Origin of the sequence: Frigidibacter oleivorans, assembly GCF_003993775.1 — a bacterium.
Taxonomy (GTDB): Bacteria; Pseudomonadota; Alphaproteobacteria; order Rhodobacterales; family Rhodobacteraceae; genus Frigidibacter; species Frigidibacter oleivorans.
Genome location: NZ_RJRZ01000008.1, coordinates 1 through 17,086, shown reverse-complemented (window position 1 = coordinate 17,086; position 17,086 = coordinate 1). Strand labels below are relative to the sequence as shown.

General features: G+C 59.9%; 16 protein-coding genes. 12 read left to right on the top strand and 4 right to left on the bottom strand.

The genetic code is table 11. The features are described from left to right. Positions 1–293: 293 nt before the first annotated feature. The 3 genes from EEY80_RS11330 to EEY80_RS11320 all read left to right on the top strand — a co-directional run bounded on the left by EEY80_RS11330 (position 294) and on the right by EEY80_RS11320 (position 2,537). Positions 294–716, top strand: a complete 423-nt coding sequence (locus EEY80_RS11330; protein WP_126976690.1) for a hypothetical protein — start codon at positions 294–296, stop codon at positions 714–716. Further along, positions 713–2,029: a relaxase/mobilization nuclease domain-containing protein gene (locus EEY80_RS11325; RefSeq protein ID WP_126976689.1), complete on the top strand. Its 1,317-nt coding sequence runs from the start codon at positions 713–715 to the stop codon at positions 2,027–2,029. The genes EEY80_RS11330 and EEY80_RS11325 overlap by 4 nt, the downstream gene beginning before the upstream one ends. Positions 2,030–2,105: 76 nt before the next feature. Next, the gene (locus EEY80_RS11320; RefSeq protein ID WP_126976688.1) at positions 2,106–2,537 is read left to right on the top strand and encodes a hypothetical protein; all 432 of its coding nucleotides are present in this window, start codon (positions 2,106–2,108) and stop codon (positions 2,535–2,537) included. Between the two features lie 41 nt (positions 2,538–2,578). Here EEY80_RS11320 and EEY80_RS11315 read toward each other — a convergent pair whose 3' ends face one another. After that, positions 2,579–2,812: a hypothetical protein gene (locus tag EEY80_RS11315; RefSeq protein ID WP_126976687.1), complete on the bottom strand. Its 234-nt coding sequence runs from the start codon at positions 2,810–2,812 to the stop codon at positions 2,579–2,581. Positions 2,813–3,353: 541 nt separating this feature from the next. Here EEY80_RS11315 and EEY80_RS11310 point away from each other — a divergent pair. Beyond that, positions 3,354–3,533: a hypothetical protein gene (locus tag EEY80_RS11310; RefSeq protein ID WP_126976686.1), complete on the top strand. Its 180-nt coding sequence runs from the start codon at positions 3,354–3,356 to the stop codon at positions 3,531–3,533. Between the two features lie 347 nt (positions 3,534–3,880). Continuing rightward, a complete protein-coding gene (locus tag EEY80_RS11305) occupies positions 3,881–7,060 on the top strand; it encodes a DEAD/DEAH box helicase (RefSeq protein WP_126976685.1) in 3,180 nt (1,059 codons plus the stop codon). Between the two features lie 161 nt (positions 7,061–7,221). On the opposite strand, the gene EEY80_RS11300 is transcribed toward EEY80_RS11305, so the two are convergent. Together EEY80_RS11300 and EEY80_RS11295 are read right to left on the bottom strand one after the other, a co-directional pair. After that, complete coding sequence (locus EEY80_RS11300; protein ID WP_235829803.1) at positions 7,222–7,413, bottom strand: hypothetical protein; 192 nt, start codon at positions 7,411–7,413, stop codon at positions 7,222–7,224. Next, positions 7,385–8,428: an ArdC family protein gene (locus EEY80_RS11295; RefSeq protein ID WP_126976683.1), complete on the bottom strand. Its 1,044-nt coding sequence runs from the start codon at positions 8,426–8,428 to the stop codon at positions 7,385–7,387. Before EEY80_RS11295 ends, EEY80_RS11300 begins: the two co-directional genes overlap by 29 nt. Before the next feature lie 448 nt (positions 8,429–8,876). Here EEY80_RS11295 and dcm point away from each other — a divergent pair, with 448 nt between their 5' ends. The 7 genes from dcm to EEY80_RS11265 all read left to right on the top strand — a co-directional run bounded on the left by dcm (position 8,877) and on the right by EEY80_RS11265 (position 15,988). After that, entirely contained in the window at positions 8,877–10,124 is a 1,248-nt protein-coding gene (gene dcm / locus EEY80_RS11290) for a DNA (cytosine-5-)-methyltransferase (RefSeq protein ID WP_126976682.1), read from the top strand. Beyond that, entirely contained in the window at positions 10,117–10,572 is a 456-nt protein-coding gene (locus tag EEY80_RS11285; RefSeq protein WP_205749097.1) for a very short patch repair endonuclease, read from the top strand. Before dcm ends, EEY80_RS11285 begins: the two co-directional genes overlap by 8 nt. 3 nt (positions 10,573–10,575) lie before the next feature. Then, positions 10,576–11,922, top strand: coding sequence for an MvaI/BcnI family restriction endonuclease (locus EEY80_RS11280; RefSeq protein ID WP_205749096.1), 1,347 nt, complete (start codon positions 10,576–10,578; stop codon positions 11,920–11,922). 2 nt (positions 11,923–11,924) lie between these two features. Continuing rightward, positions 11,925–12,062: a hypothetical protein gene (locus EEY80_RS20100; protein WP_164738228.1), complete on the top strand. Its 138-nt coding sequence runs from the start codon at positions 11,925–11,927 to the stop codon at positions 12,060–12,062. Between the two features lie 98 nt (positions 12,063–12,160). Further along, complete coding sequence (locus EEY80_RS11275; RefSeq protein WP_126976680.1) at positions 12,161–13,072, top strand: HamA C-terminal domain-containing protein; 912 nt, start codon at positions 12,161–12,163, stop codon at positions 13,070–13,072. Continuing rightward, the gene (locus EEY80_RS11270) at positions 13,069–15,690 is read left to right on the top strand and encodes a DEAD/DEAH box helicase (RefSeq protein WP_126976679.1); all 2,622 of its coding nucleotides are present in this window, start codon (positions 13,069–13,071) and stop codon (positions 15,688–15,690) included. Before EEY80_RS11275 ends, EEY80_RS11270 begins: the two co-directional genes overlap by 4 nt. Before the next feature lie 10 nt (positions 15,691–15,700). Next, complete coding sequence (locus EEY80_RS11265; protein ID WP_126976678.1) at positions 15,701–15,988, top strand: DCL family protein; 288 nt, start codon at positions 15,701–15,703, stop codon at positions 15,986–15,988. A 739-nt stretch (positions 15,989–16,727) separates the two neighbouring features. Here the strand turns inward: EEY80_RS11265 and EEY80_RS11260 are convergent. Next, entirely contained in the window at positions 16,728–16,979 is a 252-nt protein-coding gene (locus EEY80_RS11260) for a type I secretion C-terminal target domain-containing protein (RefSeq protein WP_164738227.1), read from the bottom strand. Positions 16,980–17,086 lie beyond the last annotated feature (107 nt).

The following is a 17,086-nucleotide window of genomic DNA, read 5'->3' as shown; positions in this document are numbered from 1 at the left end:
TCGCTGCCATCGGCGGGTGGTCGCATCATCCGGGCCGGTCACGCGCCCAGTGCAGTCCAATGCACGATCTCATCATGGATCGCTGCAAACCAGGCGCCCAGAAGGGACGTTCCCCGAAGGTGCGCAGGCCGCCGCGCTTGCGCCCGCCTTGGACAGCCGCACAACCCAGTATCCCGGAACTTCGAGGGTAATGGCGCACCTCGAAGGAGAGAGTTTGAACACTCTTTTCGAGGTGCTGGATGAATGGGAGCGCCATCTCGCACAGCTAGACCCTAAGGGTCTGCGGTGCGGCCATGACGACCCTTCGCCATAGTTTCAATGAGATAGCGTCGAAGAAGGCGGGTGCTGCCCGCTACCCTGCGCCGTTCTCGCTGCGCCTGACGCATGAAGAGCGGGCGCGGCTGTTGGCTGACGCAGGCCGCAAGCCGATGGGTGCCTACATCCGGGAGCGGCTGTTCGGCGACGATACCGCGCCGCGCAAGCGGCGGGGCAACAGCCCGCTCAAGGATCATGAGGCCCTGGGCCGGGTACTCGGCGCTCTGGGCCGCTCCCGCCTCTCTTCCAACCTGAACCAGCTGGCGAAAGCGGTGAACACGGGCTCCCTGCCCGTCACGCCCGAAACCGAAGCCGATCTCCGGCAGGCCTGTCGGGATGTCGCGGAAATGCGCGCCGATCTGCTGCGCGCCCTCGGCAAATCGCCGGGAGACGGGCCATGATCCTCAAGGCCAAAGAGCGCGGGGACGCGCCTCAGCTCGCTCGCTACCTGCTGGCGATGCGCGACAACGATCATGTCGAGCTGCATGAGGTGCGCGGCTTCGCCTGCGAGGACCTGCCGGGAGCCTTCAGCGAGGCGGATGCCATCGCGAAGGGGACGCGCTGCGAGAAGTACCTTTTCTCCATCAGCCTGAACCCGCCGCCGGGCGAGAATGTCAGCATTGACGCGTTCGAGCAGGCCATTGCCGAGATCGAGCGCAAGCTCGGGCTCGAAGGCCAGCCGCGCGCCATCGTCTTTCATGAGAAGGACGGACGACGGCATGCTCATGCCGTCTGGTCGCGGATCGACGCGGACCGGATGCGGGCAGTCAACCTGCCCCACTACAAGATCAGGCTGCGAGATGTGTCCCGTCAGCTCTACCTGAAATACGGCTGGGACATGCCGCGCGGGCTCCAGGATCGGGCGCTGCGCGATCCGCTCAACTTTACGCGCCAGGAATGGCAGCAGGCGGCGCGGGTCGGCCTCGACCCGCGCGAGATCAGGACCGTGATCCGACAGTGCTGGGAGGCCTCCGACAACCGGGCTTCGCTTGAGCGGGCGCTCAAGGAACGCGGCTTCTGGCTCGCCAAGGGCGACCGGCGCGGCTTTGTCGCCGTCGATTACCGGGGCGAGGTCTATTCGCTCTCCCGCCTCGCGGCGGCGAAAACCAAGGATATCGAAGCGCGGCTTGGCGACCCGGCGCAGCTGCGCACGGTCGCGGAAGTGAAAGCCGAGATTGCGCAGGGCATGACGCGCAAGCTCGAATCCTTCATCCGCGATGTCGAGCGCGATGCAAGGCAGCGGCTCGCCGCCGCGGTGTTTCGCAAGAGCGAAATGGTCGCGCGTCATCAGGACGAGCGGCAGAAACTCTCTGCCGCGCAGGAGCGCCGCTGGCACGCCGAGACCAAGACCCGGGCGCAGCGCCTGCCGAAGGGCTTCGCCGGTCTCTGGCACCGCCTCACCGGCCAGTACGGAAAGATCAGGGCGCAGAACGAGCAGGAAACCCTGCAGTCCTGGCGGCGCGACCGCGCCGAAAAGGATGAGCTGATCTTCAGGCAGCTCGGCGAGCGGCAGGGGCTTCAGCGCGATATCCGGGCGCAGCGCGAGATGGCGCAGGAAGACCTGATGCGCCTGCGCGAGGACGTTGCCCGCTACCGGAACCCGGACCGCGATGAAAGCGAGCGCACCGATAAGCGGGAACGCGACCGGGAGACCGGAGCGCGGACGCGATCCCGCGCGCGGCGTCGCAGGAACCGGGAATTCAATAACGAATAGCAGCAGAAAGGAAAAACCATGACCGAGAAGAACATCTTCCCCCCCCGAATGGAAGTGGGAGCGCTATGAGCCAGCAGTGCGCGAATGGATGGCGCAACGCGCGCGGGTCATCGAGCTGTGCGCGAAACCGCCGATAAAGAGGGTCAGGCTCAATCATACCTTATCGGAACTGTGGCGACGGGAGCAGGAGGACAAGGGGTTGCTACCGCCTGAGGAACAACGTCAGAGCGATGAATGTATCGCCTGCATCGAGCGCGTCCTGAAAAAGGCCCAGGAAGACCTGAGCGAAGGGAGGCTGAAGAACGGCCTGGATCACCTCGCGCAGTATGAAAAAATACGTAAAGACCCAGACAGTGCAATCGCGGAAATCGTCGGCGTTGATGATCCGGATGAATATGACAGGCGGAAACCGTTGGTCGCCCGGATGGCCCACAATGTTGAGAACTTCCGGCTCGAATGTGAAATCCGGATTCAGGACCATATGCACCGACGTCGCCGCCGCCGCTAGCGTAGCCGATTATTGCCCGACCAGGAAAAGGCCGAAGGGCGCTAGGCGCGCCCTTCGGTTCTTATTTGCGGCGCATCGTCCAGCGGCGCGCGCAGGACGATGCGGCCATTGATCGGGCAGGTTTCGAGCAGAAGCGTGAAGCCCTTCCCGTCCTTGTGCGCCCAGGCAGCGCCGACCTTGTTCCAGAAGGATTTTTCGCCCTTGCTGGTGACATGCGAGGCAAGGAAGTCGGGTGCGTTAAGGCCTTGGGCAGCAGTGGCAGTTTCGTGTGCCATGATCTCATCTCCTTGGGTTGGGGTGGCTTGCTAACGCCCTCCCGTCAGGCCGGAGGTTCAGGCTCGGGCTTCATGGCCAACCCGGCTGGCAAGGCCAGGTGGTGCGGGCAGGCCATTGAAGGCAGAGCCGCGTCCGGCCAGGGTTCCGGGCGTCCTGCTGCAAGCCGGACCCGACCCAGGGGGATGAGCGGCACACGGGCAGAAAATTCGCGGCTGTCCCGTGGCCATCCGCATCCGGCTGAGCCCGGCCTGCTGCCGGTTCTCGAAGCATTCCCTATCTGGAACAGCACCCCACGCCGCGCCTGAGGCGCAGCGGGACCGGCATCGTCCATGCCATCACCTTCCCGATCCGTGCCGTGCCGATCCTGCCGTGCCGCGACGACAACCGCCGCGAACCGGCTCCGACTTTCCTTCCGCGTCCTTCCATTCGCCGTTCAATCCGACGCCCGAACCATCAGCGCCGTTGCTGGGCCGATGATGTGTGCCGGGGCCGAAAGGCCCTGAATGGTTCGGGGCCTCCTTGAAGCCAAAGGAGGACACGATGAAACTCGTCTCACGCTTCGAAGCGGCATCGCTCAGCACCGCCGAACTGCACGGCCTGCTCGGGCAGGCCTTGCTGGCCTTCGCCGCTGCCCCGCGCAGCTCGCAAGAGCGCCGCGATGTGCTGGAGTCGATCCGCAATATCGAGAACGAGCTGGCGGTTCGTCCGCGAGGTCTCTGAAACCCTCGCGGCTGGCCCACCGGCCAGCCGCGATTTCCGCTTCTCATGGCGCATCTTCTGGCGGAGGTGTTCCGCGGACAAATCTCAGCTAGATTTCCATGTCGCCCCTTCGGCAGAGACTGCCCGCCAGATGTCTCTTTCTATTGCAATAATAAGATGTTACGCTTCAATCATCAGGCAATTTCATAATAACAGTACCCACGCTGGGAGGCGTGCAACTGGACAGGCAAGGAAACCCAAGTGAATCTGAGCGAGCTCATTCGGGATGAGCGGACATCGATACGGCGCGAAGGAATTGATGGTGTAGCGTACGGGCGTGTGCTCCGGCACCTTAAAGGCTATCGTTTCTGGAACGGTCAAGAAGGTGCGCCTCGCCGATACCGGAGCGGCCCGATCACAAGGAAGCTGCGCTCCTTAAGCTACCCACCGGCACAGGCAAGTCTGGCATCGTCGCGGTTCTTGCCCGGTGCTTGCCGGAGGTTCGCCGCATTCTGGTACTGACGCCCCGCGCCGCGCTTACCGAGCAACTTATGGCGGACATCCGCTATAGGTTTTGGTCTCATCTCGGTTACGATGTTGAGGGCACAACACTATTTACCGCAGAGGCCGACGTACTCGGCAAAGCGCTTGAGAGCGTGTATGTCGAGCAATTTTTACCCCAAAACGTCAGCATGATGGTTCAGCACCTGGCCGACGAGATCACCGATCGCGCCATTCTCGTAGGCACCCATCAAGCACTCGGCGATGTCCGTAAAGCGGCACTCGATCCCGATGATCGCGACTCGGGAGACGCCGCAGTCCTTCTTGCGCGAATTCGAGACGAGTTCGATCTCGTGATCGTCGATGAAGGTCACTACGAGCCTGCCATCTCGTGGTCACGCGGTGTTCGTGAGTTCAATTTGCCGACTCTTCTTCTGAGCGCGACGCCCTACAGGAACGACTACAAATCGTTCCGGGTGCGCGGGCGCTACCTGTTTAATTTCCCCTACCAAGAGGCTATTGACCGGCGCGTTATCCGTCCTGCCGAGATCATCGTGCCTCAGGCCAACGAAAGACCTGAAGGGCGAGAAGCCGCAATCACGGGGTTTGTCGGCATTCTGCATCGTGAATTGCCAGACCGACTGCGGCAGGCTGAACGCTGGTTCCGAAATGGCACGGCGCCAAAAGTTATGGTGCGCGGCGACGATCTTGAAACCCTCACGCTCCTTCAGTCTGAGATCAACCGTGTCTTTGAGACCCGTTCTGTCGTAATTCACGACCTGGCCAAGAAAACGCCTGAGAACCGAGATATGTTTACCAGCGTCGCCGCCGCTTTACGGTCGCGGGCCGACGCCCAGTACTGGGTTCACCAAAACAAGCTTATGGAAGGGATCGACGATTCTTCATTTGTTGCCGTTGCCATCTTCGATCTGATGGGTAATGCGCGTCAACTCGTACAGCAGATTGGCCGGGCGACCAGATACTCGAACGGCGACGGACGAGTGAGGCAAACCGGTTGGGTTCTAGCAACGCCCGCAAGTGCCGAGCGTATTCGTAAAGCGTGGGAGCGTTACCAAAGTTATGAGAAATATGCAGCGCGGAACACAGCGCACATCGTCACAAATGAGGTCACGCTGCCGGATCGCCTGCTAGAATATATGGCCGAATACCAATACATAAGCGGTGAATTTCGGGCGCGCTTCGAGTTTGAGCGACCGCTGGACGCAGGCGACATCCAGCTTCCGCAAACTGCCGCCGTGCTGAGAACGGCCGCGCCGCTTCCCGACATCCGCGCATTCGGCACAGTGATCGAGGAAGCCATCATGGACAAGGATCGGTTCAAGATCACAGAAATTGAAGGGATGCCGCAAGGGTCGATGGGCTTTTCCTACTATGCGTGGCGAAACTCGCCGTACCTGATCGATCGCTTCTTTTCTGAATGGCGGCTCGGGATTTTCCTAGCCGTCCAGCAGGGCGACTTCGTCTTCATGCACGATACCGAAGGTCTCGTGGTCGATATGGATGGCCTTCGCCTCGAACGTGCCAGCAGGTCTGTAATGGAGAAGGCATTTCCAGAAGGTGATGGCAACCCGTCCCGGCTTTCCCGCATGTCATTCTCCTCGCTAGACATGTCTCAACACGCAATCAGGGCAATGGCGCTGCGTACCCGATCCTTTGCGGATGCCTTCACTGATCTGCTCGATCCGTCGCTCGTTCCTGCAACCGCCGCAGGCTTTGTGAACGGGACTGCGCGCTATGTAGGCTTCAACCGCGCGCGCCTGCGCGATGCGTCCGAGCGTTATGTTCGCTTGGAAGACTACATTGCATGGACCGCAGAGATTGCCGACGAATTAGCAGATGCCGATCGGGAGCGCAGCCGCGTCTTCGATCGCTATGCCGCACTGGTCGAGAATATTGCCAATCATGAAGCCCAGCCGGTTTCGATCCTGCTGGACCCATCGCTTGATGACATGCGGGACGACGAAGCCGGTGGCGCGGCTTGGGCGCTCCTCGAAGACGTGAATTACTTTGATCTATGCGCCGATGTGAATGCTGCGACCGGCAATTTCACTATCCAGATAGGCGAAGAGGACGTGCGTTGCAGCATCGAGTTCATTCCGGAGACCCGCAAATACAGGCTCACCAGCGCAAGGCTGGATGAGCTTGCTCCGGCAACGGAGGGCGACGGCAGGAGGCAGGCACTGACGCTCGTGCAGCGGCTTAACAGAGGACAGGCCTTTCGCATTCTCACACAGCGCAACGGCGTCGTGTACTCGGAAGGCAGTTTCTACGAGCCGAAGATGCAGTGGGTGCAGGGCGAAACCAAGCCAGTTCTCGAATATGTTCAAGCGTCAACTTCACTCGATCGGGTCGAGAGCGAGAAGGGCGAGAATGACTACGAAGCCAATCGGGGCAACTGGTATCGGCACTCCATTTTCGGTCTGTTTGCCGCCACTTGCGAAGGCCTGCGTGTTGCAAACGGCATCGCCGATGACAATTTGACCTTCGCAATTGAGAACCTTCCAGTCTGGCTGTGCGACGACGATAACCGTGAAGCCGCAGATTTCATTGGGGTTGATCCCGATGCCAAAAAGATCGTTCTTGTCCACGCGAAGGTCGGAAATCAGGAAGAAGGTGGACGCGGGTTCAACGTCGGTGGACTACAGGATGTGGGGCGACAGGCGCTTGCCAGCCTAGGATTCATCTCACGTGGGCAGCCATCCACAGTTTGGACACCGGAGCGGTGGCAAACAGACGTCCAGGCAAATCGAACTGCACTGAATGGGCGTAGCCGCATTTTCCGAGGTCCTGCGGGTCTGACTGCCGCACAACTCAATGATCTGCTTCATGAGTCATGTCGCAATCCGTCCTTCAATCGCGAAATCTGGATTGTTGGAGCGAAGATGGCCCGCAGACGAGCACTTGAGGACGGTCTTGTCGCAGTGCCGTGGGAGAACCGTTTACGCCAATTCCTGATGCACTGGGACGCCATGCAGACCGCCTGCGCCAGGGCGAATACCCGCTTGAGGTTCTACTGCTCTTCTTAGAGCGCCCAGCCGCTCTGATGTTCGTCGGACTGAAACCCCCAGCAAAAATTGCGGCGCACCGCGGATGAGCGGCGGCGCTGAAGATCAGGGGAGGGTCTTCTGTTAGTCAGGTGACACTCTTGAAGCGGCTGGCCGTCAGGCCAGCCGCGAATTTTCCCTCCTCAGAACAGCGAAAGCTGTGCCCCGCTCCAGCCGTCGCGCGCCGCCTCGTGGTCAAGCCATGCGGTGACGAAGACTACCGCGCCGCCATATTCCGCGACCGCTCCAGCGGGAACGCAGTGCGAGCGGTATCCGGTTTCCGTCACGGGCAGCGGGGCGTTGCCGTCACTGCGCAGTTTGACGTGCTCGGCCATGCCGAACCGCTGCAGCGTGATAGTGATTTCGATGCCGATGCCGCGCCATGTGATTCTGTGCGTTTCCATTACCTGACCTCCCGAAGCGGAAAGCCGCCGCGTACGCGGCGACTCCCTTCATTGCTTCGGGCTGCGCCGGGACATTGGCTGAAAAGCCGTGCAGGAAATCCGCTGCCTTCTGCGCATGCGCGCCGGCGCTGAAAATCGCGCGCCGGTCTTCCTTCAGCACCTTGAGCCAGCTCTGGATATAGGCGGCATGGCCGGTGCCGGGTTCGGGTGTCAGGGCAAGGTCGGCGCAAAGGAATGCCGCGCCCAGCTCGGCAACCAGCTCCTCCCGTGCATAGCCTTCATCGCCCCAGCGCTTGCGGCCAAACTCGCGATCCAGCCGCTTCGGGTGCTTGGTCCAGTGCGTCAGCTCGTGCGCAAGGGTCGCGTAGTAGGCCTCCGGGCTCCGGAAACACTCGAAGACCGGCATCTGAACATGGTCGGTGCCGCCGCTGTAATAAGCCCGGTTGCCGCCGTGGCGGACATCCGCACCCGTCGCGGCGAAGAACGCCTCGGCATGATCGACCCGCGCCGCGCCGTCGATCACCGGCTCGGGCTTCGCGTAGTAGTGCTCGGGCAGGCCCTCGATCTGGCAGGCGTTGAACACGGCGTAAGCCTTGAGGAAGGGGATCGTGCGCTCCTCCTCGCTGCCGTCGTCCTGCTCCTCGGTCTTGCTGATGCTGCCCGCATAGACGACCGGGTTGCTGCGCTCGCCCTTGCGGACATGCGCGCCCAGCTCCTTCGCCTGCCGGAACGTCATCCAGTACGGGGAGCAATAGCCGCCCTCCAGCGCAGCGCCCCAGAGCATCAGGACATTGATCCCGCTGTAGGCCAGCCCGTTGTGGCGCAGCGGCTTGACGATCCGCCCGTCCATGTTTCCGGCGGACCATGGCTTCAGCCATGTCAGTTCGCCCTGCTCCTGATCGGCGATGATCCTGTCCGTGACTTTCTGGTAGATATCGATTTTCATTGGCTTTCTTCCTCTTCTAGATGCCGGTTGCGCATGCAACCGGGACTAGGCCCGCGCCAATGAGCGGGGGGAGGCCGTCAGGACCGAAAGCGCCGGGGTGGTGCGGGCGCAGGCGCAGCCGAGCCACGGCCCGGTGCTTTCGCCCGACGCACAAGCGGAGGGCTTGGTCTTGACGGGTGATGGGGCTGCAAGCCCCCATCTTCAGGAAGAAGTGTCAGCCCTTCAGGGCTGGCGAATGATCTTGCGCACGGGATGGAAGCCGGATGGCCGGGACTGCCAGCGGCGGGCGCGGTTCACGACAGCCCGCCCGAAGAGTGCGCCAGACTACACTGCATCACGAGTACAGCATCGGGGACAGAAGCGCGGGATAACCCCAGGATATCGGTTACGTTCTCTTGATGTTCTCCTGCCAGCATGTCAGGATGATTCCCGGAGAAACGAGGGCAGCATGAACGAATTTTCCAGACTGAGGCAGGAAGCAGGATACTCGATAACGCAGGCGGTCGAGAAGCTGGGCTACTGCGAGCGCACGATCTACAGGTGGGAGACCGGCGAGAGCGCACCGCGCAAGGCGGCACTGGAGACGCTTCGCGCGGTCGCGAAGAGCAAGCCGCCCGCCGGGAGCGAATTCCGCTTCATCGACCTGTTCGCGGGGATCGGCGGGATGCGCAAGGGCTTCGAGTCAATCGGGGGCAAGTGCGTTTTCACGTCCGAACGGGACCGCTTCTGCGTCGAGACCTATCTCGCGAACCACAAGTGCGATCATGATGTGGCCGGTGACATCACCGCCGTCCCGGTCGGGGATATCCCGGAGCATGACGTGCTTCTGGCGGGCTTCCCCTGCCAGCCCTTCTCCATCGCCGGGGTTTCCAAGAAGAATTCGCTCGGGCGACTGCACGGCTTCCGGTGCGACGCGCAGGGAACGCTGTTCTTCGATGTGGCGCGCATCATCGAGTATCATCGCCCGAAGGCCTTCCTGCTGGAGAACGTCAAGAATCTGGTCAGCCATGACAAGGGCCGCACCTTCGAGGTGATCCGGCGCGCGCTGTCGGAAGAGCTGGGCTACCACATCCAGACGCGGATCATTGACGCGAAGTCCTTTGTGCCGCAGCACCGCGAGCGGATTTTCATCGTCGGCTTTCAGGAAAACAACGGCTTCTCGCTGGACAACCTCGTGCTCCCGGACACCGCGAAGGGACCGCGGATGAAGAGCGTCCTTCACCCCGAGGATGGCAGCGAGCTGCCTGAGGATCGGTACACGAAAGGGTCGAGGGCCAAGGTCCTCGAGAAGTACACGCTCTCGGATCATCTGTGGGGCTATCTGCAGGGCTATGCCGAGAAGCACCGCGCCGCGGGCAACGGGTTCGGCTTCGGCCTCGTGGGGCCGGACGATACCGCCCGCACCCTGTCGGCCCGGTACTACAAGGACGGCTCCGAAATTCTGGTCAGTCAGGGACCGCGCAAGAATCCGCGCCGCCTGACACCGCGCGAGTGCGCGCGCCTGATGGGGTTCGATGGCCGCGACGGCAAGCCGGTGCATATCCCGGTCTCCGACACCCAGGCGTACAAGCAGTTCGGGAATGCGGTCGTCGTCCCGGTGGTCGAGGCCGTCGCGCGCCACATGCAGCCCTTCATCACCGGCACCTCCGGACAGGAGACGGAGGTCGCGCGGAAGAAAGAGAAGGTCGTTGCCTGACATCGTCGACAAGGAGACGCGCAGCCGGATGATGTCCGGCATCAGGGGCAAGGATACAAAACCGGAGCTGTTGATCCGCAAGGCGCTTCATGCGCGCGGATATCGCTTCCGGCTGCATTCTCCCGCCGTCCCCGGAAAGCCGGACCTGTTCCTGTGCCGCTACCGTGCGGCGATCTTTGTCCATGGCTGCTTCTGGCATGGCCATGACTGTCACCTGTTCAGGCTCCCTTCGACCCGGACGGACTTCTGGCAGCAGAAGATCGACCGCAACCGGGCGCGCGACGCAGAGGTTGCGACAGCCCTGCAGGAAGCGGGACTGCGCAGGCTCGTGGTCTGGGAATGCGCTCTCAAGGGCAGGCATCGGAAAGCGCTCGATGACGTGCTGGAGGCGGCTGCGGCGTGGCTGGCGGGCGATGAACAGAATCTGGAAATCAGGGGGACAGTCTAGGGAATGCCGCAACAGAAAGAACAATTGCCTGACCTTACGATAGAGCAGCTGCGGGGCATGATGTCTGCGCTCGGTGTAAACCGCCTTCTGGTGAAGGAACTGGCACCGAACGATAATTCGAAGAACCAGCCCTATCTCTCGGGTAGCATGGAGGTCACCAATATCCTGCCGTCCGGTGAGCCCTATGTCGACGAGACGAAGGACGGGAACCGGATCATGAAGGCGGCGCTGCCGCTGGAATGGCTGCAGCCGGACGGAAGCAGCGTGCCTGCACCGCATGCAAAGCTGATCCTGTACCCGCAGTATCCCGAGGTCCGTTTTTCGGGTTTCCTGCAAGGCGCGCGCAATGCTCCCAGGGAATTGCTGACGACCCGGCAGCCGGGACGGCTGCTGTTCTTCGGCATTACCTTCGACCGCCGGATCATCGGTTGGTGTGCCGGGCATGACAGTGCGCTTGCGCGCGCCCTGCCTGCCCTTGGCGAGCTGGAAGCGGTGGGTGTGTTCCGCCGTATTCCGCTGGCAATCCGGGCCAAAAGCACGCGGGACATCCTGCTTGAGCAGCTACTGCGCATTCACCGGGAAGACTGGATCGTCTCGAAAGCCCTGCGCGCGGACGGAAGTCTGGTCCCCTGTCTGGCTTCCAACTGTATCGGCTATACGCTCGAAGCGGAACTTGGTGTCGCCCGCAACGGTCGTGCGGAACCCGATTTTGAGGGGTGGGAAGTCAAGGCGAATCAGGTGGGCAACTTTGCACGGGTGCCGCCCTCGAAGGTAATTACCCTGATGACCCCGGAGCCGACAGGCGGCGTCTACCGCGAAGACGGTGTGGAAGCTTTCATTCGCCGCTTTGGCTATCCGGACAAGAAAGGGCGAGCAGACCGCCGGAACTTTGGCGGTGTTCACAGGGTGGGCGAGCGGCACAAGGACACGGGAATGACCCTGTTGCTCGACGGCTACGATCACAGCGCCGAGAAAGTCACAGACCCGGATGGCGCGCTGCTACTGGTTGACGATGGTGGAACCGTCGCGGCGTCATGGAGCTTCCCTGCCCTTCTGGGCATCTGGAGTAAAAAGCATGCGCAGGCGGTCTATGTCCCAGGCGAAGTCAGGAAGTCGCCGCAGCGTGAGTACCGCTACGGTCCGGGGGTACGCCTCGCGGAAGGAACGAGCTTCAACCACCTTGTCGGCGCGTTGGCCAAAGGTGATGTCTACTACGACCCGGGGATCAAGCTCGAAAATGAATCCAGTGCCAGGCCTACGACGAAGAAACGCAGCCAGTTCCGCATCAAGTCGGGAAATATGACGGACCTCTATGATCACATGGAAGAATATGACCTGACAGGGAGCTAGTCATGGCAAGGATCAAGGACCCTCTCCTGTTCACCGGATATTTTGGCACCGGTTCCGACCCGCTGGACGCCGCGGGGCTGATTGACCGCTTCGTTGATGTCGACACGGAAAAACTTGTAAACCTCGATAAATACACATGATATTCTTGTCTAAGCCCTTTCATGCGGCCAACTAGGCGTCAAAAAAGAACTATAGGAGTTGCGCTCTGACGAAAGTACTTTCGAATGATATTTGCAGCATGGTTTCTGGTGACCCGGAAGAGCTGGATGTTCATCTTCAGTTGGTAGAGCGGGACGTTTCGGTAGACGATTGCTCTGCACGCATGCATTGCCACTGCCTGACGGTCGACGGAAATGGCAGAGTCAAACCGGAACGGCTTGCAGAATTCATGCGAAACGCGATTGTCGATTACGCCATACCGAAGTCACGCCTTGAGGCCGCACGGCTACGCGATGCCAAGTTCAAATCAGGCAGTGCCGTCGCGGCCCTGAACGCCGAAGCAGTAGGCACGTTCACCGACCTGCACAACACAGGTGAAGGCGGCGAGATGCTACTATATCTTCTTGCAGAACGATTTCTACAGGTCCCCCTGGTGCTCTGCAAGATGGACCTCAAAACGGATTCCCGTATGCATTATCATGGCGCGGACGGTGTCTATGCGTCGGTAAATAAGGACGGCCTTCTCAAGCTATTCTGGGGTGAATCCAAGGTCTATGGTGATCCAACCTCGGCCATACGCGACTGCCTCGCTTCCCTCGCACCGTTCCTTGTCGAGGTGGACCACGAGGGCGCCGGGCGGGAGCGCGATCTGATCCTTTTGAGCGACAAGGCTGATCTCAACGACCCCGATCTCACCGCAGCATTCCGAAAGTATTTTGACCGCAACTCTCCGCTTTCCAACAGGGTCGAGTATTGCGGTATCGCTCTTATCGCATTCGATGCCGACTTCTATCCCACCGACACGAAAGCGGTCGCCGACGAAATTCTGTCGTCAGCAAAGGGCGAAATGCAGAACTGGATAAAAAACGTAAAAAACCGGCTCGGTATCGAAAAACTGGAGAAATTCGATATTCAATTCTTTTGTGTTCCCGTTCCTTCAGCGGATGGATTCCGTCAGGCATTTCTTAAGGCGCTTGGACTCTCAAAATGAAAGATACGGAGCTTTTTGACTGGTTGACGCAAGACGCCTTGCAGGAAGAAATATCGAAGCTTACTCAGCTAACCGTTTCAAACGAGATTACGAATCTCGAAGCAATCTATGCCAGTGACGACCCGCAATCCGAGTTCAACTGGCATGATCTCGTACTTGCAGGAAGTTTACTCGCGCGATCAAAACACCGCATGCATCAGGAGGCGGCGCTCAGGATCGCCACAGCAGCGATTACACTTGAGACGTCTCAGGAGGTCCGGGACGCCGGAGCGGTTCTTCTTGAGAAGTTGTCCAACCACCGTTCCGTCGAACTGGCCGAAAAGCGGAACCGGGTAGCGCCTGCTCTTGAAGGCAGGCTTGGTGTCTCAATGAGGCTTGAGGCGAATCGCAGGCGCTTTGAAGATTCAATTTTGCTTCAGGCGAGCGGCCAGTGGATCAGCGTCAATGACTTTCAGCGTGATCTCTGGGTCGGAGCATCTTCCGAATCTTCGTGGTTGTCGGCGTCGGCGCCAACGGCATCAGGCAAGACCTTCCTCGTTCTTCAATGGCTAGTGGACCATCTTCGCACCAGTGAAACAAAAGTAGCGGTCTACCTCGCTCCGACCCGCGCCCTGGTCAGCGAAATCGAACTAAGTCTGAAAAGCCTTTGTCGATCCGGCGCTGGCATAGAGATATCCTCGCTACCTCTGCCAGAGACTTATTTCTCGGCCCTTTCCGGTTCAAAGAAAGCCGTCTTTGTATTTACCCAAGAGCGTCTACATTTGCTTACGAACCTCCTTGGCGAAAATCTTCGCGTTGACCTGTTAGTTGTAGATGAAGCGCACAAGATCGGAGACAATCAGCGGGGCGTCATTCTCCAGGACGCAGTTGAGAGGGTGTCGCGGCTAAATGCGGCAATGAAGGCCGTATTCGTCAGCCCCTCAACACAGAACCCCGGCGAGCTGCTCGAAGATGCCCCCGAAGGTATAACCAGATTGTCGGTAGACAGTGACATGCCGACGGTATTGCAGAATGTGATTCTCGCCGAGCAAGCGCCGCGCAAGCCGAAGAACTGGAACCTTGATCTGGTCAAGGGTGACGCGCTCCTGAGACTCGGCACCCTGAAACTCGCGAACAAGCCCGCAGGCATCAAGAAGCGACTGGCATTCATTGCTGCAGCTGCAGGTGGCCGTGGCGGCACCCTGATATACTGCAATGGTGCGGCTGAGGCCGAAGACGTTGCGCTTCTCATTAGTCAGCTCGAAGGCGCGCCGAAGACCGACGATCAAGACCTCCTCGACCTGGCAGACCTGGCTCGCAAGGGTGTTGACCGGAGCTATCAGCTCGCCCCGCTCGTCGAGAGGGGCGTCGCGTTTCATTACGGCAATATGCCTTCACTTATCCGAACTGAAATAGAGCGACTTTTTCGGATCGGGAAGATCAGATTTCTGGCGTGCACCTCGACGCTCATTGAGGGGGTCAATCTATCGTGTCGAACCATCGTGGTGCGTGGGCCGCGAAAAGGTAAAGGCCATCCAATGGAGCCTCACGATTTCTGGAACCTGGCGGGTCGAGCAGGTCGCTGGGGGAACGAGTTCCAGGGCAATATCATCTGCATCGACCCCCACGACGAAAAGGCATGGCCGGTCGGTGTGCCGAAGCGCTCGCGCTACCCGATCAAGAGAGAAACTGATGCCGTTCTGGATTCCGTTGATGAGCTGTCGGCCTATCTGCAGAGCCGCGACGTCGAGAGCCTGAGCGAACTCCAAAACGGAGAAGACTTCGAACAAGTGGGCGCATATTTACTGAACACGTATCTAAGACTGGGATCGCTTTCGGGCGCGGCCTTTGCCAAACGGCACTCTGCGGAAACCATTCAGAGACTGGATAAGAGCCTTGGAACTATTGCAGACGCCATTAGTCTCTCGCAGGACGTTTTGACCAGGCATCCTGGTGTCAGCGCAGTAGGACTACAACGCTTGCTCCAAGTGTTCCGCAATTATGAAGGAAATGTCGAGAACCTGCTTTTAGCGCCATCGGAGAGCGTGGACGCTTATGACCGGTATGTCACCGTCATGCGCAGAATAAATGAGAACCTTTATCCGGTGTTCATGCCGGATGGCGTGGTGCCTCTGCACGCGTTGATCGTTGTTGAATGGCTTAAAGGGTTCTCATTATCGACAATCATTAGAAGGCGAATTGAATATCAGGAGCGCAACAACAGGCCGTATCGGCTTCCTGTGCTCATACGTGACACGATGAGTATGGTAGAGGAGACAGCAAGATTCAAAGCGCCGAAGTATATATCTGCGTATGTAGATGTACTGAAACTGTTCCTGATCGAAGCGGGGCGTGACGATCTGATTGATGAGGATTTCGACATCGGCGTGGCGCTTGAGTTCGGCGTGTCGAGCACGACGTTGCTGTCCCTGATGGAGCTGGGCCTGTCGAGGATGTCTGCGGTCGCGCTCTACGAGAAGATTGCAAGGGACGATCTGGACCGGGACGGTTGTCTGGCATGGATAAACGAGCATGCACCCAATTTTGCCGGGATGGACCTGCCAAGCCTCATTGTGAGGGAAACCCTGGAGGTAACAGGTATCTCTGGCCCCGGTGAGGACGAGCAATTTTCTGAATAAGGAGGGCTATATGCCAGCGAAGCCAGTGAGTATCGGTTCCCTTCACTTTGAAAGAAAAGGCGATGCCGCCGACTTCTTCAGAGACATGCTGTACAAATATGATCTGGGGGACAAGGTGACGGACTCTGATGCGGAGATACTGAGTGAACTGGTGGCAATGCACCCCGAAGCCGAAGAGAAGATAGGGTGCGGTATCGCTAGCTTCAGCGTAAGAAGCGCGGATTTTGGCACAAGGTGCTTCTGGGTGAATAGAACTGACGGCTCGACGATAAAATTTTCCTTTAAAGCATGCTTTTAGAGTTGGGGATCAAAGCGGCGCTGGCGGCATCCAAACCGCGCAGGTTGTTCGATGGGAGGTCCATGGAGGGAGAGCCGAAGTCTCCGTTCTGGTCAGGGGTCCAGGGGGCTCGAAGACTCCCGGTCGATGGCATGGGTCCGGGGCAAGGGCAGCGCGAAAGCTCCCTTCCCGGTCTCCATGAAATGGTCATGGGGTATCGGTGGGCAGCAGGAACGCTCCCCCGATTGCCGGTCGGGCGGGCAGTCGCTCGTGCATGGTGCGGTGCAGGTGGAGAGGCAAATCTCCAGGTCCTGCGAGTGGGTTCAGGGCGGCGCGATAGCCCCCTGATCGGGTTCAGCGCCGACGCGCTGACGGCATCCAATCCGCGCAGGGTTGGTCTCCATGACATGGTCTGGGGTCTCGGGGGCAGGAACGCTCCTGAGGCGATGGGTGCAGGGAGAGCGCAGTCTCTCTGCGAGTGGTTGACCGGCGATACGGTCAGATGGCTCTGGAACGGGCTCAATGCCCTGACGGAGCCATGGCCGGGGGGATGCAACGGGGGCGCGCAGCGGGCCCCCTTGCCAAGATGGTTTTGTACTACAAAACACATCTTGCGGCTGATCCTTACGGAATGTCCGGCGCAGGGCCGGGCTTTGTACTACAAACGCTTTGGCTGGCTCCCTCCCCGCTGCGCTGCCAAGGAGGTCGGGGGGCGTGATGACACGCACGCCAGCCGAATCCGGGCATGTCCGAGCCACGGTTACGCCGCCAACAGGTTCCCACTGGACACCAGGGCCGCCTCGTCGGTCAGGCCAGTGACGCCCTTGAGCGTTGCGATCTGCTCGAAGCTGTAGAGTCCACCGGTACCGTCACGGTCCACTTTAAGGACCGGGTCGGAACCGCTGTCGGTCATCTCGACGAAGTCAGTGATGACGTCGGTCAGAGGATCGAAGGCGGAACCGAGGATGTCAGTGAGGTCGATGACATCGGTCTTGCTGTGACCCCCGATCACTCGTCCATCTGATGCTAGAGTCCGGCCCAAGGAAAGGACCGGACATGAAGAGATCGAAGTTCACGGAAGAGCAGATCATTGCGATCCTGCGGGAGCAGGAAGCTGGG